At 69.7% G+C, this 22,587-nt stretch carries 19 protein-coding genes, 1 tRNA gene and 3 pseudogenes; 8 read left to right on the top strand and 15 right to left on the bottom strand.

The genetic code is table 11. From position 1 onward, the window contains the following. Positions 1 to 197: 197 nt before the first annotated feature. Positions 198 to 1,055: an aldo/keto reductase gene (locus ACFVWW_RS04650; RefSeq protein ID WP_386875908.1), complete on the bottom strand. Its 858-nt coding sequence runs from the start codon at positions 1,053 to 1,055 to the stop codon at positions 198 to 200. Between the two features lie 138 nt (positions 1,056 to 1,193). On the opposite strand from ACFVWW_RS04650, the gene ACFVWW_RS04645 reads away from it, so the two are divergent. After that, complete coding sequence (locus ACFVWW_RS04645; RefSeq protein WP_386875907.1) at positions 1,194 to 2,153, top strand: LysR family transcriptional regulator; 960 nt, start codon at positions 1,194 to 1,196, stop codon at positions 2,151 to 2,153. On the opposite strand, the gene ACFVWW_RS04640 is transcribed toward ACFVWW_RS04645, so the two are convergent. From ACFVWW_RS04640 to ACFVWW_RS04630, 3 genes are all read right to left on the bottom strand, one after another. Further along, entirely contained in the window at positions 2,125 to 2,637 is a 513-nt protein-coding gene (locus tag ACFVWW_RS04640; protein WP_386875905.1) for a DUF664 domain-containing protein, read from the bottom strand. The genes ACFVWW_RS04645 and ACFVWW_RS04640 overlap by 29 nt on opposite strands. 229 nt (positions 2,638 to 2,866) lie before the next feature. After that, positions 2,867 to 3,775 carry a transketolase family protein gene (locus ACFVWW_RS04635; RefSeq protein ID WP_386875903.1) on the bottom strand — a complete coding sequence of 303 codons (909 nt, stop codon included), beginning with the start codon at positions 3,773 to 3,775 and terminating at the stop codon, positions 2,867 to 2,869. A gap of 27 nt (positions 3,776 to 3,802) precedes the next feature. Next, complete coding sequence (locus ACFVWW_RS04630; protein WP_384193519.1) at positions 3,803 to 4,504, bottom strand: transketolase; 702 nt, start codon at positions 4,502 to 4,504, stop codon at positions 3,803 to 3,805. Positions 4,505 to 4,640: 136 nt separating this feature from the next. On the opposite strand from ACFVWW_RS04630, the gene ACFVWW_RS04625 reads away from it, so the two are divergent. Beyond that, a tRNA-Pro gene (locus ACFVWW_RS04625) sits at positions 4,641 to 4,717 on the top strand. A gap of 101 nt (positions 4,718 to 4,818) precedes the next feature. Here the strand turns inward: ACFVWW_RS04625 and ACFVWW_RS04620 are convergent. Then, a pseudogene (locus tag ACFVWW_RS04620) lies at positions 4,819 to 5,076 on the bottom strand (tyrosine-type recombinase/integrase); the annotation flags it as partial. Here ACFVWW_RS04620 and ACFVWW_RS04615 point away from each other — a divergent pair. Both ACFVWW_RS04615 and ACFVWW_RS04610 read left to right on the top strand, forming a co-directional pair. After that, positions 5,076 to 5,951: pseudogene (locus ACFVWW_RS04615) on the top strand (RHS repeat-associated core domain-containing protein); the annotation flags it as partial. The pseudogenes ACFVWW_RS04620 and ACFVWW_RS04615 overlap by 1 nt on opposite strands. Before the next feature lie 663 nt (positions 5,952 to 6,614). Next, positions 6,615 to 7,136 carry an SMI1/KNR4 family protein gene (locus tag ACFVWW_RS04610; protein WP_386875901.1) on the top strand — a complete coding sequence of 174 codons (522 nt, stop codon included), beginning with the start codon at positions 6,615 to 6,617 and terminating at the stop codon, positions 7,134 to 7,136. A 67-nt stretch (positions 7,137 to 7,203) separates the two neighbouring features. On the opposite strand, the gene ACFVWW_RS04605 is transcribed toward ACFVWW_RS04610, so the two are convergent. Continuing rightward, a protein-coding gene (locus tag ACFVWW_RS04605; protein WP_386876736.1) for an IS5 family transposase occupies positions 7,204 to 8,033 on the bottom strand; the annotation gives its coding sequence in 2 pieces (ribosomal slippage) (positions 7,204 to 8,021 and positions 8,021 to 8,033; 831 coding nt in all). 153 nt (positions 8,034 to 8,186) lie between these two features. Here ACFVWW_RS04605 and ACFVWW_RS04600 point away from each other — a divergent pair. Further along, positions 8,187 to 9,158, top strand: a complete 972-nt coding sequence (locus ACFVWW_RS04600; protein WP_386875900.1) for a hypothetical protein — start codon at positions 8,187 to 8,189, stop codon at positions 9,156 to 9,158. 575 nt (positions 9,159 to 9,733) lie between these two features. Here ACFVWW_RS04600 and ACFVWW_RS04595 read toward each other — a convergent pair. The 5 genes and pseudogenes from ACFVWW_RS04595 to ACFVWW_RS04575 form a co-directional block, all read right to left on the bottom strand. Beyond that, positions 9,734 to 10,129 carry a hypothetical protein gene (locus ACFVWW_RS04595; RefSeq protein WP_386875898.1) on the bottom strand — a complete coding sequence of 132 codons (396 nt, stop codon included), beginning with the start codon at positions 10,127 to 10,129 and terminating at the stop codon, positions 9,734 to 9,736. Between the two features lie 42 nt (positions 10,130 to 10,171). Further along, positions 10,172 to 11,986 (bottom strand): FAD-dependent oxidoreductase, encoded by a 1,815-nt coding sequence (locus tag ACFVWW_RS04590; RefSeq protein WP_386875896.1) that lies wholly within the window; start codon positions 11,984 to 11,986, stop codon positions 10,172 to 10,174. After that, positions 11,986 to 12,249: a UBP-type zinc finger domain-containing protein gene (locus tag ACFVWW_RS04585; protein WP_067378125.1), complete on the bottom strand. Its 264-nt coding sequence runs from the start codon at positions 12,247 to 12,249 to the stop codon at positions 11,986 to 11,988. The genes ACFVWW_RS04590 and ACFVWW_RS04585 overlap by 1 nt, the downstream gene beginning before the upstream one ends. A gap of 5 nt (positions 12,250 to 12,254) precedes the next feature. Continuing rightward, on the bottom strand, positions 12,255 to 12,701 hold the full coding sequence (gene trxA / locus ACFVWW_RS04580; protein ID WP_386875893.1) for a thioredoxin: 447 nt from the start codon (positions 12,699 to 12,701) through the stop codon (positions 12,255 to 12,257). After that, positions 12,698 to 12,881: pseudogene (locus tag ACFVWW_RS04575) on the bottom strand (hypothetical protein); the annotation flags it as partial. The gene trxA and the pseudogene ACFVWW_RS04575, both read right to left, overlap by 4 nt. 415 nt (positions 12,882 to 13,296) lie before the next feature. On the opposite strand from ACFVWW_RS04575, the gene ACFVWW_RS04570 reads away from it, so the two are divergent. Next, positions 13,297 to 13,530 carry a transposase gene (locus ACFVWW_RS04570; RefSeq protein WP_384192642.1) on the top strand — a complete coding sequence of 78 codons (234 nt, stop codon included), beginning with the start codon at positions 13,297 to 13,299 and terminating at the stop codon, positions 13,528 to 13,530. Here ACFVWW_RS04570 and uvrA read toward each other — a convergent pair. Continuing rightward, complete coding sequence (gene uvrA, locus ACFVWW_RS04565) at positions 13,482 to 15,968, bottom strand: excinuclease ABC subunit UvrA (protein ID WP_386875891.1); 2,487 nt, start codon at positions 15,966 to 15,968, stop codon at positions 13,482 to 13,484. The genes ACFVWW_RS04570 and uvrA overlap by 49 nt on opposite strands. Positions 15,969 to 16,593: 625 nt before the next feature. Here uvrA and ACFVWW_RS04560 point away from each other — a divergent pair. Next, complete coding sequence (locus ACFVWW_RS04560; protein WP_386875889.1) at positions 16,594 to 18,771, top strand: FUSC family protein; 2,178 nt, start codon at positions 16,594 to 16,596, stop codon at positions 18,769 to 18,771. On the opposite strand, the gene ACFVWW_RS04555 is transcribed toward ACFVWW_RS04560, so the two are convergent. Further along, a complete protein-coding gene (locus ACFVWW_RS04555; RefSeq protein ID WP_386875887.1) occupies positions 18,745 to 19,281 on the bottom strand; it encodes a phosphate-starvation-inducible PsiE family protein in 537 nt (178 codons plus the stop codon). The two genes, ACFVWW_RS04560 and ACFVWW_RS04555, sit on opposite strands and share 27 nt — an antisense overlap. Before the next feature lie 422 nt (positions 19,282 to 19,703). On the opposite strand from ACFVWW_RS04555, the gene ACFVWW_RS04550 reads away from it, so the two are divergent. Continuing rightward, positions 19,704 to 20,723 carry a DUF4331 family protein gene (locus ACFVWW_RS04550; protein ID WP_384192651.1) on the top strand — a complete coding sequence of 340 codons (1,020 nt, stop codon included), beginning with the start codon at positions 19,704 to 19,706 and terminating at the stop codon, positions 20,721 to 20,723. Positions 20,724 to 20,786: 63 nt separating this feature from the next. Here ACFVWW_RS04550 and ACFVWW_RS04545 read toward each other — a convergent pair whose 3' ends face one another. Both ACFVWW_RS04545 and ACFVWW_RS04540 read right to left on the bottom strand, forming a co-directional pair. Further along, on the bottom strand, positions 20,787 to 21,548 hold the full coding sequence (locus ACFVWW_RS04545; RefSeq protein WP_386875885.1) for a hypothetical protein: 762 nt from the start codon (positions 21,546 to 21,548) through the stop codon (positions 20,787 to 20,789). Continuing rightward, entirely contained in the window at positions 21,545 to 22,456 is a 912-nt protein-coding gene (locus tag ACFVWW_RS04540) for a hypothetical protein (protein ID WP_384192657.1), read from the bottom strand. Before ACFVWW_RS04540 ends, ACFVWW_RS04545 begins: the two co-directional genes overlap by 4 nt. Between the last annotated feature and the right edge of the window lie 131 nt (positions 22,457 to 22,587).

The raw sequence follows: 22,587 nt of genomic DNA, 5'->3' as shown, positions 1-22,587 counted from the left end.
TTCTGGAGTACGTCGCACAGCGTAGGTTCAGCTGTTACAGGGGGTCAATGGGTCGGAAGGGCCCTCTGTTGTAAGGGAGTTGGCGCCGTAGCTGACACATGACCGACCCGTCCCGGCGATGCGCCGGGACGGGTCGGTCATGTCGGTGGGCCGTCAGGCCGCGGCTCTGTGGGCCGTCGGGCCGAGACTGGGGGCCGTCAGGCCGCGTCCAGCTCCGCGACCTCGGCGGCGTCGAGTACGAGGTCGGCCGCGGCGACCGAGTCGAGGATGGTCTCCGGGCGGCTGGAGCCGGGGATCGGCAGCACCGTGGGCGACTTGGCCAGCATCCAGGCGAGGCAGACGCGCTGCGGGCTCACGCCGTGGGCCTCGGCGATCCGGGCGAACGGGGAGTAGGAGGTGCCCAGTTCACCGGCGTGCTTGATGCCGCCGAACGGGCTCCAGGGCAGGAAGGCGATCCCCAGCTCCGCGCACAGCTCCAACTCGGGCTCGCTGGACCGGAAGGCCGGCGAGAACTGGTTCTGTACGGAGGCCAGCCGGCCGCCGAGGATGTCGTTGGCCAGCCGGATCTGCTCCGGGTTCGCGTTGGAGATACCGGCCTGCAGGATCTTGCCCTCGTCGAGCAGATCGCGGAGGGCGCCGATGGACTCCTCGTACGGCACCTCCGGGTCCGGACGGTGGAACTGGTAGAGCCCGATCGCCTCGACGCCGAGCCGGCCGAGCGACGCCTCACAGGCCGCCTTGAGGTGCCCGGCGGAGCCGTCCAGCGTCCAGGAGCCGTCGCCGGGACGCACATGGCCGCCCTTGGTGGCCACCAGCACCTCCGGGCCGCGGTCGTGGGACGCCAGCGCCTTGGCGATCAGGGACTCGTTGTGACCGGCGTCGTGGGCGTTCATGTGGTAGGCGTCCGCCGTGTCGATCAGCGTCACCCCGGCGTCCAGCGCCGCGTGGATGGTGGCGATGGAACGGGACTCGTCCGGCCGCCCCTCGATCGACATCGGCATACCGCCCAGACCGATCGCGCTGACGTCGACGGTCCCGATGCGGCGAGTCTTCATGGTGTGGTGCGCCCTTCCTGCTGCGGTGCCCGGCCGGTTCCGGCGGGCGCTCCCCAGCTTCGCCGCTGCCCGGCGGTGCGTCCAATAGAAGAAAACGAACGCATTGAGCGACTGGGCTTCTCAATTACGCTGTTCGTCATGGAACTCCGGCATCTCGAGTACTTCGTCGCCGTCGCAGAGGAACGTCACTTCACCCGGGCCGCCCAGCGGCTGATGGTCTCGCAGTCGGGGCTCTCGGCATCCGTGCGCGCCCTGGAGCGTGAGCTGGGCGCCCGGCTCTTCGTACGCTCCACCCGCAGAGTGGAGCTGACCAGCGCCGGCCGCGCCCTGCTCGTGGAGGCGTCCCGCGCGCTGGCGAGCGTACGGGCCGCCAAGGAGGCGGTCGCGGCGGTGCAGGGGCTGCTGCGCGGCACGCTGGCGGTCGGCACCGAGCAGTGTGTCACCGGAGTGCACGTCCCCGGCCTGCTCGCGCGGTTCAGGGCCGAGCACCCCGAGGTCGAGGTGCGGCTGCGGCAGGCGGGATCGGCCTCGCTCGTGGAGGACGTGGCGGCCGGGCGGCTCGACCTGGCCTTCGTCGCCCTGGCCGGGGCCGTGCCGGAGGGCGTCCGGCTGGTACCGCTGGCCAGTGAGCCGATGGTGCTGCTCTGTCACCCCGATCACCCGCTGGCCGGAGCGGCGAAGGCCGACTGGGCCGAGCTGGGCGGCGAGGTGTTCGTGGACTTCCACGAGGACTGGGGCGCCCGCGGCCTCACCGACCGGGCCTTCGGCGCCGCCCGTACCGAACGGCGGGTCGCCCTGGAGGTCAACGATGTGCACAGCCTGATCGAGCTGGTCGGCCATGGTCTGGGCATCGCGGTGGTGCCCCGGCCGATCGCACGCAAGGAGCAAGCAGCGGCTCTGTGCACCGTGCCGCTGGCCGGCGCGGAGGACCATCTCTGGGAGGTCTCGGCCGCTCTCCCCGAGGACCAGCGCACCGGCCCGGCAGCCAGGCAGCTGCTCTCGTACCTGCGGCGCCCGGTGACGGGGGCCGGGCCGGCTAGCGCCGTTTCAGCGACGAGGGCCACTCCGGCTAGCGCCGCTCCAGCACACCCCGGATGAAGGCCGCCTGCCCGACGTGCTGGAGGTCGTCGGAGATCACGCTGACGAGCCGTACGCCCAGGGTGACAGCAGGGGTCCAGCTCCCGTCGACGACATGGCCGAAGTCCCCGGCCTTCAGGGTGCGGATGTATTCCACCGTCCGGTCGTGGACGGCGTCGTGGTACTCCGCGAGAAGCTCCGCCGAGATCCCGCCGAGCGCGGCCACATCCTTGGGGGAGTGGCCGTAGCCGGTCGCACCGCGCGAGAACGGCAGCTCGAACCGCTTCGACCAGTCCTCCGAGAGCCACACCTCGTCGGTTCCGGCCGCGTCGGCGATGTGGTCGTCCTGGACCCGGCTGAGATGCCAGACGAGCCAGGCGATCGAGTTCGCCCCGTCGTCGAGCCGGACGGCCAGCTCGTCGGGGGTGAGGCCGTCGACCACCTCGTGGACGGTCTCGCGGATACGGCCGAAGGCGTCGATGAGCAGATCACCGCTCGCGGTCATGGCTGGCTCTCCTTCTCTCCTGTACGGCTCTCTCCTGTACGGCTCCGGTCGGCCGTACGCGCTCCGGCGGCGCGGAATCGGGTCCAGCGGGGGCCTGGTCCGGCGCGGAACGAGGTCGGGCGTGGTCCCTGGTCCGGCGGGGGCGTCCGGTCCGGCGCGGGGGCCGGTCCGGACGGATCATGCGTCCCGTCCAGGTTCCCCCCTGTCGCCCGGCGATGCCTGCCGGGAGTCAGCGCGTCAGGAATCCGGAGATCCGCTCGTGCAGCGACCTCGGGTCGAGGCCCTGCGCGACGAGGTGCTCGTCCATCTCGCCGTACCGGCGCAGCTCGCGCCGGCCCACACCGAGCCCCAGCACCCGATGCGGTGTCGCGGCCAGGGCGTCGTTCGCGGCGGCCGTAGAGGTCCCGGCGAGATACGGCTCGACGATCACGACATCCGCCGTGTCCCGGCCCGTGACGGCCCGGCGCAGCGCCGCCCCGTCGAAGGGCCGCACGGTCGTCGCGTACAGCACCGTCGTGTCCAGCCCCTCCGTCGCGGCCAGGACGTTGTCCAGCATCGGGCCGACGGCGATCACCACCCCGCCGGCCGCCGTGCTTCCCTCGCGCACGGTGAGAAACCCGGCGCCGGTCACCGGCCGCGGCCGCTCGTTGCTCTGCAGCGAGAGCCGTACGTAGTCCCGGCCGTCCCCGGCGGCGGCGTGCCGCAGCAGCGCCTCGGCCTCGTCGGGGTGGCCCGGCACATGCACGGTCCAGCCGTCGAGCGTGTCCAGCAGCGCGACATCACCGGGCGCCATATGGGTGAAGCCGCCCGCCGGCCAGTCGTACGACGCTCCCGCGCTCACCAGCACCCCGCCCACGCCCTGGTGGCCGAAGTCCAGCTTCACCTGCTCGAACGGCCGCTCGACCAGAAAACTGGCGAAGGTGTGCACGATCGGACGCAGCCCGGTGAGGGCGATTCCGCCGCCCACGCCGATGAGCAGCTGCTCGCGGATGCCGACATTGATCACCCGGTCGGGATGGCGGCGCTGCGCCGGCTCGAAGCCGTCCCGGCTGATCTCGGCGAGGACGACCGCGAGCCGTGGATCCTCGTCCAGCAGCGCGGAGGCGGTGGAGATGAAGCGGTCGCGCATGGTGTCCATGGAAATACCCCTCGTGATGCTGTGCGGTCAGGACTTCGGCTCGACGCGGGCCACGACCGCGCGGGGCCGTCCCGCGTGCGGCGCGGTGAACGCCGCGTACATCGCCTCGTGGTCCCGCCCGTCGACGGTCTCGGCCGACCAGCCGGCCGCCTCGAACCGGGAGGCGATGCCACCGGGCCAGCCGTAGCTGGCGGACGCGTTGTCGATCACCAGGGTGTGGAGCTGTTCGAGCCCCGCCGGGCCCGCGAAGGCGATGGCCTCGTGATTGCTGCCCTCGTCGAGTTCGGCGTCGCCGATCAGCACCCACACCCGGGGGCCGGTGAGCCCCTGCGCCCGGAGCCCGAGCACACTGCCCACGGCGAGCGGCAGCCCATGCCCGAGCGAGCCGCTGCCGATCTCCACCCCTGGCAGCAGCGTCCGGTCGGGGTGATGGCCGAGGGGCGAGTCGTACGAACCGAAGCCGGGCAGCAGCTCCTCGGAGAGGAACCCCTTGGCGGCGAGTACGGCGTAGTACGCCATGGGCCCATGCCCCTTGGACAGCAGGAAGCGGTCACGCCCGGCCGCGTCGGCGCTCTCGGGCGACACCCGCAGCACCCGGTCGTACAGCACCCACAACGCGTCCAGGGTGGAGGTCGCGGCGGGCCCGTGCTTCTCGTCCCCGGTCATCAGGGCCAGCAGCCGGTTCAGCTCCGGATAACCCGGTGCGGCGGTCGTCGCTGTCTTCGTCATACCTTCCACCGTGCAACGTCAACCACACTTGAGGTCAAGCCCGCCATGCCCGGAAAGCGGTTCGTGACCACCGGCCGGAGTGCGGTATTGTTCTCATGCGCGTTCGGCCAGGGGAAATCGCAGGTCAGACGGGCATCGGGACGTGGCGCAGCTTGGTAGCGCACTTGACTGGGGGTCAAGGGGTCGCAGGTTCAAATCCTGTCGTCCCGACCAGCGTTTACGCAGGTCGCAGGCGGTATCGGAGAAATCCGGTACCGCCTTTCCGTGTTTCTTGGGGACCACGCGGTCCAGCGGCGGTGTCCGGGGGCGGGCTGGACTGCGAGGCTGATGGGTGCTCGGACAGGGTTGAGGTGGGCGGTGAGGGCGTTGCCGGCGTTGGTGATCTGGGTCATGTCGGGGTGGAGGTAGCGCTGGGTGGTGAGCAGGGAGCCGTGTCCGGCGATCTTGCGGAGGACGTGGGCGGGGACGCCGGCGTCGGCGAACCAGGTGAGGCCGGTGTGGCGGAGATCGTGGCGGCGCAGGTGTTTGTGGCCGAGCGAGGTGACCACCTCGTCCCAGTGGGTGGCGTCGCGCGGACCGGCTCACCAAGTCGGTCAAGACGGGCAACGGCGCCGGCACGGAGACGTACGTCCACGACGACAACGCCAACGTCGTCAGCCAGACCGTCAAGGGTGTCAGCACCGCGTTCCACTACGACCGCGACAGGCTGCTGACCGCGACGACGTCGGGCGTCAGCGCCAACTACACCTACGACCCTTTCGGCCGCCAGCAGTCGGTCATTTCAGGCGGCAAGGTCATCGAGCGGAGTGTGTACGACGGCTTCGACAACGTCGTGGAGTCCCAGAAGATGGACGCCGCAGGCGCGATGACGATATACACCTTCGGCCCGCTGGACCGCACCGCGTCGAAGACGGCGGACAGCAAGACCACCGACGTCGAGTACCTGGGCCTGTCCGGCGAGGTACTCGACGAGAAGGTCGCCGGCGAGCTGACCAAGTCGTACCAGTACAGCCCGTGGGGCGAGCGCCTGTTGCAGACCAAGCACAACACCGACGGCACGACCGAGGACGGCTTCTACGGCTACAACAGCCACACCGACGTCGAAACCCTGACCGACGACAACGGCGACACCAAGGCCACCTACGGCTCCACCGCCTACGGCAACAACGACGCCACCGAGTTCACCGGGATCGACAAGCCCGAGGCCGGCCAGCCGGACAAGGAGACGTACAACCCCTACCGCTTCAACGCGAAGCGCTGGGACGCCCAGTCCGGCACGTACGACATGGGCTTCCGCGACTACAGCCCGGGACTCAACCGCTTCACCACCCGGGACATGTACAACGGCGCTCTGTCCGACATGAGCCTGGGCGCGGACCCGTACACCAGCAACCGCTACGCCTTCACCGGTGGCAACCCGGTGACCAACATCGAGATAGACGGCCACCTCTTCGCGCTTCCCGCGCTTGTCTACTGGGCGGCGGGGGCCCTTGGACGGGGCCCACCCCCCCAACCGTCGCCGGGCTCCGCGCCCAGGCCCGCGCCGCGGGGAACCGACAACAACACCGTCACCTGCAACCCGATGCCTCTGATCGACGGAGGGCGGATCTATGGAGGGCTGGAGGCGTACACGAATCACCAGGGAAACAAGGGCTGCAGGGCGACCGGCGCCTTCGCATTCCTCACCAAGAGCGACCGCAGGTCGCGCACCGGGGCGAACGGCATGCCGAAGTGTCCCGAATGCAATCCTTCTGTTTCGCCGGACGGAATGGGAGAAATAGAGGCGGGAAGCCTCAAGCCGGCCACCTGATAGGTTATTGGGACAAGGGCACCGGCCAGGATGTCCGAAACCTGGTGGCTTTGCATGGCAGTGCAAATAGAAGGATGGCCAGCAAGGTGGAACGCTTCGGCTGGAAGCACTTGACTGGGGGCAACAAACTGTTCATGTCGGTCGTTCTCATCTACGGATATCCACATTCGGCTGTTCCCACACTCGTTCAGGTGGGAATGACCGCATACGGGCCCCAGGGAGATATCGCGGACACTTTCTCGTGCACTGCGATAAACTCCCAGACCGGCATCGGCTCGAAGTGCTAGAAGGGGCATAGCGGTGGCAACGCTTTCGGAGATCAAAGCCCTGTTGGGCGAACCCCGGTTCAACTGGTCGGATCCGGCGCCATGGATCGAACTGGAGCAGGAACTCGGTATCGAATTCCCTGCGGACTTCCGTGAGATCGTGAACGCCTACGGTTCGATCAAGATCAACGGGCAGTTGTATCTGGCTCACCCCGCCGGTCATCTTCTGCACGGTCTGGGAAGAACCATCAAGGGGGATCTCGAGCTCTGGCGCGACGAGGACATGGCGGAGTTCCTGCCCAGTCCGGTAGGGGGGAACCGCGGAGAATTGATGCCGGTGGCGACGGCCATGACGGGCGAGGCGGTTTTCCTTCGCGTTCCCGACGACCCCTCGTCGCCATGGCGCGTCGTGGTTCAGGAGTTCGACAGTCCGGCCTGGACTCTATACGAGATGACGTTCAGTGAGTGGTTGCTGGCTTATCTCAAGGGTAGGGACGTGACGTTGTGTTCTCACAACTTTGCGTCTGACGGCCCGTTCTACGAGTTCCTGCCCTGATGACGAATGCGGTGGTATCTCCTGTCCTGGTGACAGGAGATACCACCGTGTGAAGGTTTAACAGCGGCTAACACAATGAGTTGATCTGTCGGTAGGTGATCAGGCAGCAGGCCAGCTTGAGGAAGGCTTCGTGGATGTCGGCTCGGCGTTCCCGGCGGATGCGGAGGCGTTTGAAGCCGTGGAGCCAGGCGAAACTGCGCTCGACGACCCAGCGGTAGATGCCCAGCCCGGAGCCATGAGGAGTGCCGCGGCGGGCGATGGCCGGCGCGATCCGGCGTTGTCGGACCTGATCGCGGTAGATGTCGTGGTCGTACCCGCGGTCGGCGAAGAGTGAGTCCGGCTTGCGTCGTGGGTGCCCGACCCGGCCTCTGACCGGTGGAATGGCGTCGATCAGCGGCATGAGCTGGGTGACGTCGTTGCGGTTGCCGCCGGTGAGGATCACGGCGAGCGGGGTGCCATGCCCGTCCGTGATCAGGTGGTGTTTCGATCCGGCTCGGCCACGATCGACCGGACTCGGTCCCGTCTGGTCCCCCCCTTTTATCGCCCGCACATGGCTGGAGTCGACCACTGCCCGCGACCAGTCGAGACGAGCCGCCGCGTTCAGCTCGGCCAGCAGGACTTCGTGCAACTGCTGCCAGACCCCGGCCTCGTTCCAGTCCCGCAAACGGCGCCAGCACGTCATGCCCGACCCGAAGCCCAACTCTTGCGGCAGGTACTCCCATTGGATGCCCGTATGCAGCACGAACAAGATGCCGCACAACACCTGCCGGTCTGCCAGAGGCTTGCGGCCCGGGTGCCGAAACCGGCGCTCTCTTCGTGGCAGCAGCGGCTCGATCCGCTCCCACAGGTCATCCGACACGATCCACGGCGAAGTCCCCATGCCCGGACAACGCCCAACACCTGACGCGGACACGGCCACCAGGACCGATCCACCTCATTGTGTTAGGCGCTGTAAGTCCCCTTGAGGAACTGATCCGGCACAGATGAGGCGGTGGGGTGAGCGGCCGGCGGCTGCCCACCCCACCGCCGATGCCGTTCATGGAGGAACACATGAATCATCTCGACGTCATCTGGCTGCTCGGTCTCGACGCCCCGGTGCGGGCGCAGGGCGACGGGCACGGGCAGGTCGTTCCCAAGGACTTCGAGTTGCTGGTCCAGGCGCTGCCGCCGGCGGTGATCGCGGCTTCGGTGCTGCTCGGACGGCCCGATGTCCCCGTGCGTTCTCTGCTGGACTTCACGGAGGAAACCGCACTGCGCCTCGCGGACATGGAGGAATCCCTGCGCACCCGCGAGCACGAGCTTACGCTGTCCTTCTTCCCGCAGCCCGGCGGCATGGTGCCGTGGGGCCGCACCGCCCGTGACGGCGCGCTGCTGTGGGACACCACCGACCCGGACACCGCGAACTGGACAACCGTCCTCACAGATTCCGATTTCCAGCTGTGGCTGGACCTTCCTTTCTCCGCGTCGGAGTTCATCGCGCGGGCCCTTCTGGGACGCCCCGAGGGAGTTTCCGCGTTCGACACGTACGAGGAATACGAGTCGGGCTCGTTCTGGAATGTCGCCGACGACATGCGCGCGACGGCCACCGCGCTGGCGAACCCGGACATCGGGGCGGTGGAGGAAATCCTCACCAAGGTGCGGGGTATCGGTGTCCCGGGCGTCCGGCAGTACGCGGAAGAGCTGCTGGACCGGGCCGTGAAGGAGTCGTTCGGTGCGCTTCCGGCGGACTACCTGGCCATCATGAAGGAATTCCCCGGCGGGGTCATCGCCGGTATCCGGGTGTTTCCTGTCGTGGCGAGGCCGGCGACCCAGGGGCTGCGGTGGCTGGATGAGGACCGGCTGTTCCTGCAGTGGGGAGAGGCACAAGGACAAATGTTCGGCTGGCTCACGGGCCAGGGCTCCCCCGAGGACTGGCGCATCGCCTACATCGATCCGAGCGGCACCGCGCTCACGCACCTGGAGGACCAGACCTTTTCCACATTCCTACGACGTCGGACGCGGGGCAACAACTCACTGTTCTGATCCGGTCCCGTCCGTATATCCGGGCAGCTCGAAGCTCTGGCCACGATGGGTTCGGTCCCTTGGCAAGGGACCGAACCCATCCTGACCAGCGTGTTTGTGTTGCCGCGCTCCAGGCGCACGTCTTCTCGATGTCGCACCATGCGGAGTGCGTGGCGATCCTTGAGCCTGCCGCAAGGGGTGCCTGACCGCACGTGCCAGTGCAGCCACTGATCGAGGGCAAGGGCCACTCGCCCCTGTGCCTGCACGCCCACGAGCGCGCGGTTGTGGCCAGCGACGACCTCCTCACCCTCTGCGACCTACTGGCTCGTACCGACTTCAACTGGTGCAGTAAGTGCGGTGGCTACGCCGTACGCAGGCTTGCCGACTCGGAACTCTCCTACTACCGCGCGGCTCACCGCTTGGACAACCTCAAACGGCAACTCGACGGTGGACGCGGAACCGCCGGCATCACCGACGCCGCCACGGTGATCTCCCGTCTGAAGGAACTGGCGGCCTGGCGGCCCGTCGATGAGGAGGAGTGGTGTGCTAGCGATTCCTGGCGCTGGCACGACATCATCGCGAGCTCAGGATGGCCCCTACTCCTGGGGGTCAAGGGGTCGCAGGTTCAAATCCTGTCGTCCCGACCAGCGTTTACGCAGGTCGCAGGCGGTATCGGAGAAATCCGGTACCGCCTTTCCGTGTTTCTTGGGGACCACGCGGTCCAGCGGCGGCGTCCAGGGGCGGGCTGGACGGCGAGGCTGACGGGGCCCTCGGCCAGGACCGATCTCTATGTGGAACGCGTCCTCGGATTTCGACACGTCCGCGAGAGGCGTCCACGCGGCCGCGGGTGTCGCGCCCACCGTCGACTCCAGCAGACCGCTCATCTGGTTGAGCAGTTCGTCGAACTCGACCAGGGGACTGAGAGGGGTGGGTGCCCGGACGGGCCTTTCCTGCAGACCGCCACCGCGGTGGCGCCGGACGGGCACGGCCATCGCCCCCTGCTTCCTTCTCGTGATCTCATCGCCCGCCATTCGTCATGCGAGCCATGCGGACTCCTTATGACGTATGCGTGGGGAGACGTCCGAGCCGCCCCCGGCAGCGGACGTGCCCGTGGTGCCGGGGGCGGCCGAGTGCCCCAGGTGCCGGTGCACGAAGTGGATGGCCATCGCGCCCTCACCGGCCGCCGAGGCCACTCGCTTTACCGAGCCGCTACGGACGTCCCCTACCGCGAAGACCCCGGGCAGGCTGGTCTCCAGGGTCATGCACGAGCGCCCGCGCCCGTGCCACACCTCGGGGTAGGCGCAGGCTTCCTGGGCCTCCGGGCCGGTGAGGACGAAACCGCGGGAGTCGAGGGCGATGATGCCGGCGAGCCACTCGGTGTGGGGGTCGGCGCCGGTGAAGACGAACAGGCCCCGTACGGCGAGCGGGCGGTGCTCGCCCGTGCGGTTGTCGACCACGTCGAGCTCCTCCAGCACCTCCTGGCCGATGACCTCGGTGACCTCGGTGTGCAGCGTGACCTCCACCTGCGGATGGCGCTCGACCTGGTCGACCAGGTAGCGGGACATGCTGGCCTCAAGGCTGGGTCCTCGGACCAGCAGGTGCACCTTTGGCGCGTACCCGGCGAGGAACAGCACCGCCTGGCCCGCCGAGTTGCCTCCGCCGACGACGGCCACCGGGTCGGTGCGGCACTGCTGGGCCTCGTAGACGGTCGCCGAGTAGTGGACGCTCGTTCCCTCCAGGCGTTCGATACCGGGCACCTGGAGCCGGCGGTAGCGGGCACCCGTGGCCAGGACGACGGCGCGGGCGGCGATCTCGCTGCCGTCGGCGAACGCCACCACGTAGTGGTCCTCGTCCTTGGGATGGAGACCGGTCGCCTCCACCGGAATGCTGATCCTGGCGCCGAACTTGTCGGCCTGGAGCACGGCGCGTTCGGTGAGTTCAGCGCCGGAGATGCCGGCGGGGAAGCCGAGCAGATTCTCGATGCGGGACGACGTGGCGGTCTGGCCGCCGGTGGCCATCGCCTCCACCACGGTGGTGCTCAGGCCCTCGGAGGCGGCGTACACCGCGGCAGCGAGGCCGGCGGGTCCGGAGCCGACGATGAGGACGTCGCCGTGACGGTTTCCGGCGGGCAGTGACGGCAGGCCGATGAGCCGGGCCAGCTCCGCGTTGCTGGGGTTGCGCAACAGGGTGGTGTCCCGCCAGATGACGAGCGGTGTCTCCTCCGGGCCGACGCCGAAGCGACGCAGCAGCTCCTCGGCCTCCTCGTCGGTCTCCAGGTCGATCCAGCGGTGTGGCAGCCGGTTGCGGATGGCGAACTCGCGCAGCCGCCGGGTGTCGGGCGAGTAGCGCGAGCCGATGATGCGGAAGCCGGCGCCCTGTCCGACGAGCAGCGCGCGACGGCCCAGACAGGCGCGCAGCACGACGTCCCCGATGGTGGAGTCCTGGGACACCAGGTGGCGCAATTGGTCCAAGGAGATGACGAGGACCTCGCCCGGCTCCCTGGCGACAGCGGTGTAGAAGGCCACCTGTCCGTGCAGCAGCCCGAGTTCGCCGATGAAGCGACCGGGGCCGTGCACGCGCAGCACGCGCTCCTCGGGAGTGCCGTAGTCCTCGACGACGGCGACGGTACCGCTGAGGACGATGAAGAACGTCTCGCAGCGCTTCCCCTCCTGGATCAGCACGTCGTTCGGAGCCATGCTCCGGCGTTGCCCGTGCTCCGCCAGACGTGCTATCTGGTCCTCCGTAAGGCGCGGATACGCGCCGTAGATGTCCGGGGTCTCCCGGAAGGCGGCCTCGTCCGCTTCCTCCGGCACCCGTTCTTCGCCCGGCAGCGACTGGTCGCCGGACATCAGACGAACGCCTCGTGAACGTAGCACCAGCGCCATTCCTCGCCGGGCTGGAACGACTGCACGATCGGATGGGCGTCGGCAGCTGCGTGCCTACGCGCGTGCTTGTTCGGCGAGGAGTCACAGCAGCCGACGTGCCCGCAGGTCAGGCAGAGCCTCAGGTGGACCCACGGGGAGCCGAGCAGCAGACACTCCTGACACCCTTCTGGGGTGAGCGGCTGGACCGGCCGGACAAGCGCGAGGTGGGGGTCTGCGTGCAGGGTCATCCGGATCACCCTTCCCGGGCCGTGATCGACTGTTCCACCCACTGGCGCAGAGCGGGGGCGGGCGCCGCCCCCGCCTGCCGGGCGACCGTCTCGCCCGGGTCGAGGACGAGCAGTGTCGGTACCGCCTGGACCTTGGAACGCTGCGACAGCCGCGGGTTCTCGTCGACGTCGACCTTGACGAGTTTGATCCGGCCGGCGAGATCGGTGGCGACCTTCTCCAGCGCGGGGCTGACCCTGCGGCAGGGGCCGCACCAGGTGGCCCACAGGTCGACCACGACGGGGACGTCGGCCCGCTCGGCGACCTCGGTGAAGTCGTCGTCGCCCGCGTCCACCATCCACGGTAGGGGATGCTCGCAGTGGCCGCACTTGGGGCGGCCCTCCGCGGTCACGGGCACTCGGTTGGTGCGCCCGCAGTTCGGACAACTGACGGTCGTCGCCTGCATCGTGCTCATGCCGCCCGCGCTCCCTTCACCCTCGGGCTGGTCGTAGGTGACCACCAGCTCTCCGTGTTCGGCGTCGACGCGGACCGTCGCGCTGTCCTGGACGTCGCCGCGCAGCAGGGTGCGTCCGACCAGTGTCTCGACCTCGTGGGAGATGTAGCGGCGCAGTGGCCGGGCCCCATACACCGGGTCGCAGCATGCCGGCGCCGAACGGCGGACGCTGCGGCACACTGCTGGACTGGCGGACCTACGGGTCGCCTTGCACGGGGTGCGCAGGCCCCCACCCTGGGCACGTTCCTGCGCTCCTTCACCCACGGGCACGTCCTTCAACTGAACGCGGTGCACCGCAGGTTCCGGGCGCAACTAAGGGCTGTCCCGTAATCCGTGGCGGGCGCACGACGACAGCTACGGCACCTCGCTGCGTTGTCGGAACGCCCGAATACATCCAGTATGCGGACGTCCCTCCGCCTTGCGATGCTCCCCCGTAGCCTTGACGGCACGGGAGGTACCCCCTCCATCTGACGCCGTGCGCTGATCCACCACGGATAACGGGACAGCCCTTAGGCCGTGTATCGAAAATGGATCTTGGGCTGTGAATGATCACGGTATGGGGCGGGAAGATCTCACGGACGAGCACTGGGCGGTGCTGGAGCCGTTGTTGCCGAAGGGCGCCAGGGAGGGGCGGCCGCCTGTCCGGCCTCGGCGGCAGTTGATCGACGGCATACGGTTCCGGGTCCGTACCGGTGTTCCGTGGCGGGACATGCCCGTCGAGTACGGGCCGTGGGGCCGGGTCTACGACCTGTTCCGCCGATGGCAGCGCGCGAGCCGGGCCGCGAGATAGGGCGCGGTGGCGCTGCGGCGGGCCCTCGCCACCTTGGCCGGCGGGCCCGCCGCGACCACCCGCCCGCCCGCGTCCCCGCCGCCCGGCCCGAGGTCGATGACCCAGTCGGCGGTGGCGATCGTGTCCAGGTCGTGCTCGACGAGGACGACCGTGTTGCCGGCGCCGACGAGCCGGTGCAGCTGTCGCAGCAGCAGCGCGATGTCCGAGGGGTGCAGCCCCGCCGTCGGCTCGTCGAGCAGGTAGAGCGCGTGCCCGCGGCGGGCTCGCTGCAGTTCGGTGGCCAGTTTGATGCGTTGCGCCTCACCACCGCTGAGTTCCGTCGCGGGCTGGCCCAGCCGCAGGTACCCCAGTCCCACCTCGCGCAACGTCTCCAGTCTGCGGGAGGCGGCCGGGACGGCGGACAGGAACTTGGCGGCGGCGTCGACGGACAGCGCCAGCACTTCCGCGATGTTCTTGCCGCGGTAGGTGACTTCCAGCGTTTCGGCGTTGTACCGGGCGCCCTCGCAGGTCGGGCACGGCGCGTAGGTGCCGGGCAGGAACAGCAGTTCCACCGCGACGAATCCTTCGCCCTGGCAGGTCTCGCACCGCCCTTCGGGCACGTTGAAGGAGAACCGCCCGGCGGAGTAGCCGCGCGCCCTGGCCTCGTCCGTCGCCGCGTACAGCTTGCGCACCGCGTCGAACATCCCCGTGTACGTGGCCAGGTTGGACCGGGGAGTTCGGCCGATGGGCCGTTGGTCGACCCGGACCAGCCGGTCGAACGACTCGACCCCCGACGCGTCCTGGACGTCGACCTCCAGCTGCGCCTCGTCGGGCTCCTCGGGTACGAGTCCGAGGTGGCCGCGGACGACCTCGGCGAGCACCTGCGTCACCAGCGTCGACTTTCCGGAACCGGACACGCCCGTCACCGCCGTCAGTACGCAGAGCGGTACGTCGACGGACACGTCGTGCAGATTGTGGCGGGAGACACCGCTCAGGTGCAGCCAGCCGTGCGGTGTGCGCGGGCGGTGATCGAGCGGCTGGGCGCGCCCGAACAGGTACTGGCTCGTGGCCGACTCCCCGACCCGCTCAAGGCCGGCGACCGGGCCGCTGTACAGCACGCGTCCGCCGCCCTCGCCCGCGCCGGGGCCGATGTCGACCACCCAGTCCGCCCGCCGTACGACGTCCATGTCGTGCTCCACGACGAACAGCGAGTTGCCCGCCGCCTTGAGGCGGTCCAGCACGTCCAGCAGCGGTTCCGCGTCAGCCGGGTGCAGGCCCGCGGAGGGTTCGTCGAGGACGTAGACGACGCCGAACAGCCCCGAGCGCAGCTGGGTGGCGATCCGCAGGCGCTGCGCCTCGCCGGGCGACAGGGTCGTCGAGCGGCGCCCGAGGCTGAGATATCCGAGGCCCAGGTCGAGCAGTACGTCGACCCGCGCGACCAGATCGCAGCAGATCCGGACCGCGACCTCGGTCGTCTCCCCGGATCGGGCGGTCGACGTGGTGGCGTCGGCCTCGGACCGCCCCGCGACAGGCCGCAGCAGCGCCACGACCTCGGTGAGCGGCATCGCGTTGATCTCGGCGATGGAACGTCCGGCGAAGGTCACGGCGAGCGCCTCGGGCCGCAGTCCGCTGCCGTGACACTCGGGGCAGGGCACACTCCTGACGAACCGGAGCGCCCGTTCGCGCATCTTCTCGCTCTTGGAGTCGGCGAGGACGTGCATGACGTGCTTGCGGGCGCTCCAGAACTTGCCCTGGTAGCCGTAGTCGACGCGGTCCTCCTCCGGCTCGATGTACACGGAGGGCTGCTCGTCCGTGTACAGCAGCCAGTCCCGGTCCTTCTTCCTGAGCCTGCGCCACGGTCGGTCGATGTCGATCCCCAGGCCGCTCACGACACTGCGCAGGTTGGCGCCCTGCCAGGCGCCCGGCCAGGCGGCGATTGCCCCCTCGCGGATGCTCAGCGAGGGGTCCGGGACGAGCAGGTCCTCGGCGACGTCGTGCACGACGCCCAGTCCGTGGCACTCCGGGCAGGCGCCGGCCGCGGTGTTGGGTGAGAACGACTCGGCCTCCAGCCGTGCGGCCCGGGGCGGATAGGTGCCGGCGCGGGAGTACAGCATGCGCAGCAGATTGGACAGCGTGGTGATGGTGCCGACCGTCGAGCGCGAGCTGGGTGACCCGCGTCGCTGCTGCAGGGCCACGGCCGGTGGCAGTCCGGTGATTTCCTGCACGTGCGGTGCGCCGACCTGTTGCAACAGCCTTCGGGCGTATGGTGCTACGGACTCGAAGTAGCGCCGCTGGGCCTCCGCGTAGAGCGTGCGGAACGCGAGCGAGGACTTGCCCGAACCGGAGACGCCGGTGAAGGCGACCATCGCGTCCCGCGGAACGTCGACATCGATGTTCCGCAGGTTGTTCTCACTGGCGCCCCGGACATGCACGAAGGGGTCGGTCGCGTCCTTGTTCACCGTTCCTGACTACCTGATCGCGCCGGGAACCGCGCGACAGGCGCCGTCACCGGGCCCCGCTCACACGATCGTCCGGAGAATCCCGGTATGAGCCGCTCCCAGGGAATATGCGAGGGTGCTTCACCGTTCGTTCGCGTTTGGGCGTGAAGGGAACTGTGTTCTCGGGCCACACCCTTTGCCCATGAGGACGATCGTTCGACCGAAGCCTTATGGAGCCCCCGCCGCGAGGCGACCGCCCTTCGCGCCCTGCCCTTCAACATCGCCTGCGGCTTCTGCAAGCAGTGCGAGCGGGGTCTCACCAACTACTGCCTGACCATGCAGCCGGGGCCGCCGTCCCGCCTGTTTCCCCCGGACCGGTCCGGGGGACGGGTGGCGATCTGCCCGTCCTCCGGCCGGGGATGGGGGCAATCGCCCGCGCTCCGGTCGGACCTGAAACAACGGCGATTGCCCGCGCTCCGGACCGGAGGACGGACGGCGGACGCTCAGCAGTGTCCGCAGTGGCAACACCCCGTCCCAGCGGCTGCGGCCGCCAGCATGTTCCCGGGCCGTGTGGGAGGCCCGACGGCTGCCGCACCTCAGCCAGGCCGACGCGTCCCGGCAGGGCGTTCCGGCTAGGCTCACACACGTGACGTGGCTGCGGGCTTTCGGGGAGGTCGTGCGATCCGGGCTCACGATCGAGGAGACGCGGCTGGAGCCCCTGCTCGCGCTGCGCACGGCCGCTGGGGTGGCGATGGTCGTCGGGCCGGCTCTGTGGCTGGTCTCTCCTGCGTACGCCGCGTCCGCCGCCCTCGGTGCCTACGCCGCGGGTGCGGCCACCTTCCAGCGCACCTGGCGTCCACGCAAGGTGATCGCGCTCGGCGCGGGCGCGGGTCTGGCGATCAGCACCTTCGTGGGCTACCTGGCGGCGGGGCGACTCGTGACGTTCCTCCCACTGCTGGCCGTATGGGCCTTTGTCGCGGGGATGGCGTGGGCCGTCGGATCGACCGCTGGGATCGTCGCAGCGACGACGGTCGGCAGCATGCTGGTGACCATCACCCTTCCCACGAGCGTCGGGCGAGCCCTGGAGCACGCCGGGGTCATCGCACTCGGGGGCGTGGCGCAGGCCGTGCTGATCTTGCTGTTCCCGATCCGTCGTTGGGGGGCGCATCGTGACGCGCTCGCCGACGCCCTGGCCGCCGTGGCGGACTACGCCCGCCGGCTGCGGCACGACCCGACTGCCCCGTTCGACCCGGAGCCGTTGATGACGGCCCGGGACGCGGCCTCCGTGACGCCGTCACAGGCCCGCACCCGTCCACCCGTCCTCCACGGCCCCCGGGGGCTCGCCGAGCGCATTCGGCCGGTCGTCGCCGCGCTCGCCGACCCGTACGTCGGCGCCCCGGCGGAGGGCCCCGGGCGGGACCGCGCGCGGGAGTTGCTCGACGCGGCCGCCGATGTCTTGGACGCGGCCGCCCGTTCGATCCGCCGCGGCACTCCCTCCGAGGTGCCGCCCAAGAGCGTGGACGTCCTGCGCGTCGACGAGGAGCACGAGGTGCTGGAGGGGCCCGCGCGGCAGGCCGCCGAGCGGCTCGTGGAACTGCTCGGCGAGGTGTTGGAGATCGCTGGGAGCGGCGGCGCGCGCGGGAAGACGCCCACGCCGCCCGGCCCGGCGGGCGCCCAGTTCCTGGTGCGCCCGACACTGTTCCGGCTGGTCCCGGTCGTCGTCCGGGCGGTCCGCCGTGAACTCCGCCGGGACTCGCCCGTGTTCCGGCACGCCGTCCGCCTGGCGGCGGTGGCCACGCTCGGCTATCTGATCGCCGCCCGGCTACCCCTGGGCCACGGCTACTGGGCGCCCATCGCCTCCGTGATGGTGATGCGGCCGGACTTCCACCGGACGTACGCGCGTGCGGTGGCCCGTCTCGCCGGAACCCTGACGGGGGTCGCGCTTGCCACCGGGATGGTGCGGGCTCTGGGCCCGGACGCCCAGGTGTCCGGCGCGCTGGCGGTGGTCTCGGCAGGTCTGTCGTACACGCTGGTCCGTACCGGCTACGCCTACTCCCAGTGCTTCACTGCCGCTTACGTCGTCTTCCTGCTCGGCATGGGCGGCCAGGCATGGGAGCAGACGGTCCCGGAGCGGGTGGTGCTCACCCTGCTCGGCGGGGCCCTGGCCATGCTGGCGTACGTGGTGTTCCCCGCATGGGAGACGCCCCGGCTGCCGGGCCGGCTTGCGGACTGGCTCGCCGCCAACGGCCGCTATGCGGCCGCGGTGCTCCGCAGCTACGCCGAACCGACTCGGGAGCATCGCGCCGACATGCGCAAGGCACTGCTGGCGAGCAGGGAGGCACGTGCCGCCTGGCAGGAGGCATACGACCGGGCAAGGCAGGAACCGGTCCGCCCCCGGGGCCTGACGTCGCGCGAGGCGGAGGAGGCGCAGGAAGCGCTCAAGGGGTTCGGCCGGGCGGCGATGCTCATGGAGAGCCACGTCCCGCGGGCCGACAGCCGTTTCGTCCCCGAGGCGGAGCGGTTCGCCGAGGCCCTGGAGGCGGACACCGAGCAGGCGGCAGTCGACGTGCGCGAGCACAGAAATCCGGACTGGGGGCGCGTGGAGGAGGCGCTCCACGCGTGGGAGGGCGCCGCCGCCGGGGACCGGAGCCCGGTGGTGCGGCGCGGGGCGGAACTGCAGAAGCGGGCCTTGGAGGACCTCGCGACAGCCGTGAGCCGCACACCCCTGGAACGGGACGTCGGCTCCGCTCGCGAGGAGCAGCGGGTGCGGACGGCCGTGGCGGCGGAAGGTGACGGATCAGGACCCGCGCCCCGGGGTGGGTGACGGCGCCGGCGACGGGGAGCGCCGCGCCTCCTGGAGCGGGAAGTAGTCTCCCGGCCGCGTCGAGCGCCGCCACACGTACGCCGCTGTCGCCATCACGAGGATCAGCCCCGCCAGGATGAGCAGTTCGATCCCCTCGACGTTCCACCGGAAGGACCTCTCCGCCTCGGCCGTCACGATGAGCACCTTGCGGATGCCGGCAATCAGGCCGACGACGAGGAACGGCTCCGCGTCGAGGGTCTGGTTCCTGATGGTGAGGCGGACGGTGTGGAGGAGCTCGGCCACGATGAACAGCACAAGGCCGTTGTCCAGGGCGGAGAGAACGACCGTCTCCTCGCGGTACGGACCCTGGATCGACCTGATGACGTCGTGGACGACCCCGACGGTCAGGAGCCCCGCGAGCAGTACGAGGAGCGCAGCGACGACGAGGTGGATGCCGTCCTCGATGAGCTGCAGGAGGCTCTGTACCCGGCCGCCCTCGATCTTCGGGAGATTGGGTCGCACAGTCAGCATGCTAGGGGTGCCCCGGCCCGCAGGCGCGTCCTGCTGCCGAACGGGTGGACGGGCGGGTGGACGGCTCTGTTCGTCGGCGATCCAGCCGTGGACGGTGCGGTCGACGGCGCCGTTGGTGATCATCCGGACGGGGAAATATCTGAGGCAGGGACGACGCGCCGGCGCCGGCGCCGAGGGCGGTGGCGTGGCCGGCCGCGCCACCATCTACCCAGCCGGACTCCACATCGCAGACATCAGTCGTCGCCCCTGCGGTGACCCATTCGAGGGCCATTTGACAGCGGCGCTTTCGCCCTCGACGGTCGGACCGCCGTGGCGGGCTAGCGTGGCCGCACAGCCCGGGTGAGGGTGCACCTCACGAGCGGCGGAGCGGCCGTTCGCGCGCTCTGGCGGTCTTCCAGCGAGTGAGCAGAGGAAAGCCCGACATGTCCAATCACTTCACCGGCCTGAGTCTCGGGCCGCCGCTCGGCGACCAGCGCCTCGATCTGTGCGACCTGTACGCCTTCGCGGCAGCTGGCGATCCGAGCAGGACCGTTCTCATCCTCAACGCCAATCCCAACGCAGATGCCCTGCACCCCGACGCCGTATACCGCCTGAACATCGACAACGACGGCGACTACCTGACCGACCTTGCCTTCAGCTGGGTCTTCAGCCCGCCGGCAGTCGACGGCTCACAGACCTACAGCGTCTTCATGGCAACCGGTACGGAGTCCCGCAAGCCCGAGGCGGTTGGCACCAAGATCGTGTCGGACGCCGCCGTCTCCTTCGACACCCAGGCCAACGTGGTCATGAGCGGCGACTACAAGGTGGCCGCCGGCAGCCGCAGCGACGCCTTCTTCTTCGACTATGACGGTGTCAAAAATCTGTTCGACACCAGCGGCAACCGGAATTTCACCGCACCGCATCTGAGCGGGCAGTCCCCGTGGACCGGCGTCGACTCCAACAGCACGGCCAACGTCTTCTCCATGGCGATCGAGCTGCCGACCGCAATGCTGGCGCCCCAGCCCGAGCTGCACATCTGGGGCCGGTGCAGCGTCCTGCGCGACGGTGAACTCGTTCACGCGGACCGGGCCGGGCACCCGTCGGTGAGCAGCTTCTTCAACACCGACGACACGAAGGAGGAGTACAACGCCAGCGAGCCCGTCAACGACCGGGCCCGGTGGACCGACCAGTTCGTCCACCTGCTGGGCCACACCGGCGACTACACGCGTGAGGAGGCGATGGCCGCGCTCGATGGGCACGGCATCCTGCCGGACGTGTTGCACTTCGACCCGTCCAAGCCCGCCGCGTACCCTAACGGCCGTACGTTCACGGAAGACGTCATCGAGGTCCGCATCGCGTTCCTCACCAAGAACGAGGCGCCGCCGACCGGTCTGACGCCGCACACCGACACCCTGGACCGGTTCCCGTACCTCGGCGACCCACACCCGGCAGCCGCTACCTGACGGATCCCGGCAGGAGCTGCCCGGCGTGACGGAGAACCCCACCTGGCCGTGCGCCGGCAGTCCTTACGCGGCCAGGAGGTCAACCAGCCTGTCGCGGACGCCGTCCCTGCCACCCGCCGGGGCCGGCACCAGCCTGTCCCGGTGCTGCGGATCCCGGGAAAGGACGTGCAGCCGCCCCTCGTTACGGGCCAGGATCAGGTCGGTGCTGGTGCCTGCCGTCTCGGCCGATCCCTGCGTGGTGTACTGGGTGACGGTGACCAGCGCGGAACGCTCCGACCCGGTGAGCACGGCATCGGCGTCCATCGACGCATCGGTATCCGCCGACGGGCCCCGGGGCAGCCAGTCGGTGAGCGTACGGAGCGCCTCGTCGAGCTTGTACAGGCCGACCTGGTGGACGCCGAGCGCGTCGATGCGGACCATCAGGCAGATCCGCTCGGGCTGGGGGAGCAGCAGGATCCGCCACGGCTCGCCCGGATCCGTTCCGGTCGTACGGGCGTCGAGCACCTTCCTGGCCCGCTGCTGCAACGCCACAGCGATGCCCAGGTCTCCCCGTACTTGGACCTCCTCGCCCGAGGAGCCCGCCAAGAGCAGTTGGCGGGCGGCCAACGAGCGGACGGCCTCGGCGAGTTCGTCGTCCGACGGCCGGGCCTCCAGGAAGTCCACGATCGCGTCCACAGCGGTGAGTTCGGCGATGGTGTACGCGCCGAGCAGCACCGGCCCGGTGTTCACCAGATCCACCACGGCCGAGATCAGCCCTGGGGGAACGGACGCCTCGCCCGGCCCCGGCGGTGACGCCGAAGGAGTGCCGCGTTGATCGTCGCTCATGACGAACCTCCTGCCGGCCAACCGCCCACGGCAGGCGCCGCGCGATTCTCACGGAGAACCGCGGCGGCGATACGGGACGGGGTCTGCGTCACCCATACGTCGGAGTTGCCGAACAGGCCCCGGCCGGCCCTGCCGGACAGCGCCTGGCCCAGCTCGCCGGCCAGATCCGGCCGGTCCGGTGGCGGGAACCGGGCCGCGAGTTCCTGGGACACGGCCGTGACGTCGTCGTTCGCCTCGATCCGGCGCAGCGCCTGAGTCAGAGACCGCGCGATCGGCGGCGTCAGGGACGTGGGCACCGCCAGAACCGGCGAGAGATACAGCGGGCGCCGCTCGGTCATCCGCGACAGACCCCAGGGCCCGACATTACTGTCGGTGAATTTGTACACCAGGTAGTCCCACAGGTGCCGAAGGTCGCTCGGACGGGGCAGTTTGGGCCCACCGAACGCGGCCGGGGTCTTCTCCAGTTGCACCCAGGTGCCCTGTGTCGTGCGGCCGTGCAGTTTCTCCCGTACGACCTGTCCGCGCATCCCGATGTCGGGGTAGAGCTTCTTGTCGATGTCGCGGTGGTGGCTGGACAGCCGCGGATGGCTGCCCTTGGCGAACCGCCACTTCTCGTACAGCCGCGGATCGTCCACCAGCACATGGCCGCCGCGCAGCACGTCTCGCAACTGTGGTACCTGCAGTCCGTGCCGTTCCAGATCGTCAAGGATCACCGCTTCCTCAGGACTGAGGCGTTCGGCGGCTTTGACCAGGCCTTTCCGGTACGATCCGGCCCGCGCGGTGATCTCGATCATGAGCCGCACCCTGGCGCGCACCTCTTCGGCCCGATCGGCGGGGACGGCATCGGAAGCCGCCTTGCCGGGCCGCTCAGCGCGGGCGGCGAACGCCCGCGTGTGCTTGCGCTTCATCTGGCCAGTACAGCACGACAGTCAGGCACGCGCAGGGCCTGGCGCTGCCCGCCGGAAGGCCTGGAGCTGCCCGCCGGGAGGGCCTGACGCTGCCCGCCGGGAGCTGGGGCCCGGAGCCCTGCCGGCACGCT

Origin of the sequence: Streptomyces sp. NPDC058198, from assembly GCF_042882605.1 — a bacterium.
In the GTDB taxonomy this organism is placed as follows: domain Bacteria; phylum Actinomycetota; class Actinomycetes; order Streptomycetales; family Streptomycetaceae; genus Streptomyces.
Note: the sequence above shows the minus strand (reverse complement) of the source record. Positions and strands in the feature narration are given on the sequence as shown.

What these genes read in the sequence shown, in the direction of transcription:
- ACFVWW_RS04650 (WP_386875908.1), bottom strand. Translation starts at nt 1,055, where the DNA reads ATGAAGACTCGCCGCATCGGGACCGTCGACGTCAGCGCGATCGGTCTG.
- ACFVWW_RS04645 (WP_386875907.1), top strand. Translation starts at nt 1,194, where the DNA reads ATGGAACTCCGGCATCTCGAGTACTTCGTCGCCGTCGCAGAGGAACGT.
- ACFVWW_RS04640 (WP_386875905.1), bottom strand. Translation starts at nt 2,637, where the DNA reads ATGACCGCGAGCGGTGATCTGCTCATCGACGCCTTCGGCCGTATCCGC.
- ACFVWW_RS04635 (WP_386875903.1), bottom strand. Translation starts at nt 3,775, where the DNA reads ATGGACACCATGCGCGACCGCTTCATCTCCACCGCCTCCGCGCTGCTG.
- ACFVWW_RS04630 (WP_384193519.1), bottom strand. Translation starts at nt 4,504, where the DNA reads ATGACGAAGACAGCGACGACCGCCGCACCGGGTTATCCGGAGCTGAAC.
- ACFVWW_RS04600 (WP_386875900.1), top strand. Translation starts at nt 8,187, where the DNA reads ATGAATCATCTCGACGTCATCTGGCTGCTCGGTCTCGACGCCCCGGTG.
- ACFVWW_RS04595 (WP_386875898.1), bottom strand. Translation starts at nt 10,129, where the DNA reads ATGGCCGTGCCCGTCCGGCGCCACCGCGGTGGCGGTCTGCAGGAAAGG.
- ACFVWW_RS04590 (WP_386875896.1), bottom strand. Translation starts at nt 11,986, where the DNA reads ATGTCCGGCGACCAGTCGCTGCCGGGCGAAGAACGGGTGCCGGAGGAA.
- ACFVWW_RS04585 (WP_067378125.1), bottom strand. Translation starts at nt 12,249, where the DNA reads ATGACCCTGCACGCAGACCCCCACCTCGCGCTTGTCCGGCCGGTCCAG.
- trxA (WP_386875893.1), bottom strand. Translation starts at nt 12,701, where the DNA reads ATGAGCACGATGCAGGCGACGACCGTCAGTTGTCCGAACTGCGGGCGC.
- ACFVWW_RS04570 (WP_384192642.1), top strand. Translation starts at nt 13,297, where the DNA reads ATGGGGCGGGAAGATCTCACGGACGAGCACTGGGCGGTGCTGGAGCCG.
- ACFVWW_RS04555 (WP_386875887.1), bottom strand. Translation starts at nt 19,281, where the DNA reads ATGCTGACTGTGCGACCCAATCTCCCGAAGATCGAGGGCGGCCGGGTA.
- ACFVWW_RS04550 (WP_384192651.1), top strand. Translation starts at nt 19,704, where the DNA reads ATGTCCAATCACTTCACCGGCCTGAGTCTCGGGCCGCCGCTCGGCGAC.
- ACFVWW_RS04545 (WP_386875885.1), bottom strand. Translation starts at nt 21,548, where the DNA reads ATGAGCGACGATCAACGCGGCACTCCTTCGGCGTCACCGCCGGGGCCG.
- ACFVWW_RS04540 (WP_384192657.1), bottom strand. Translation starts at nt 22,456, where the DNA reads ATGAAGCGCAAGCACACGCGGGCGTTCGCCGCCCGCGCTGAGCGGCCC.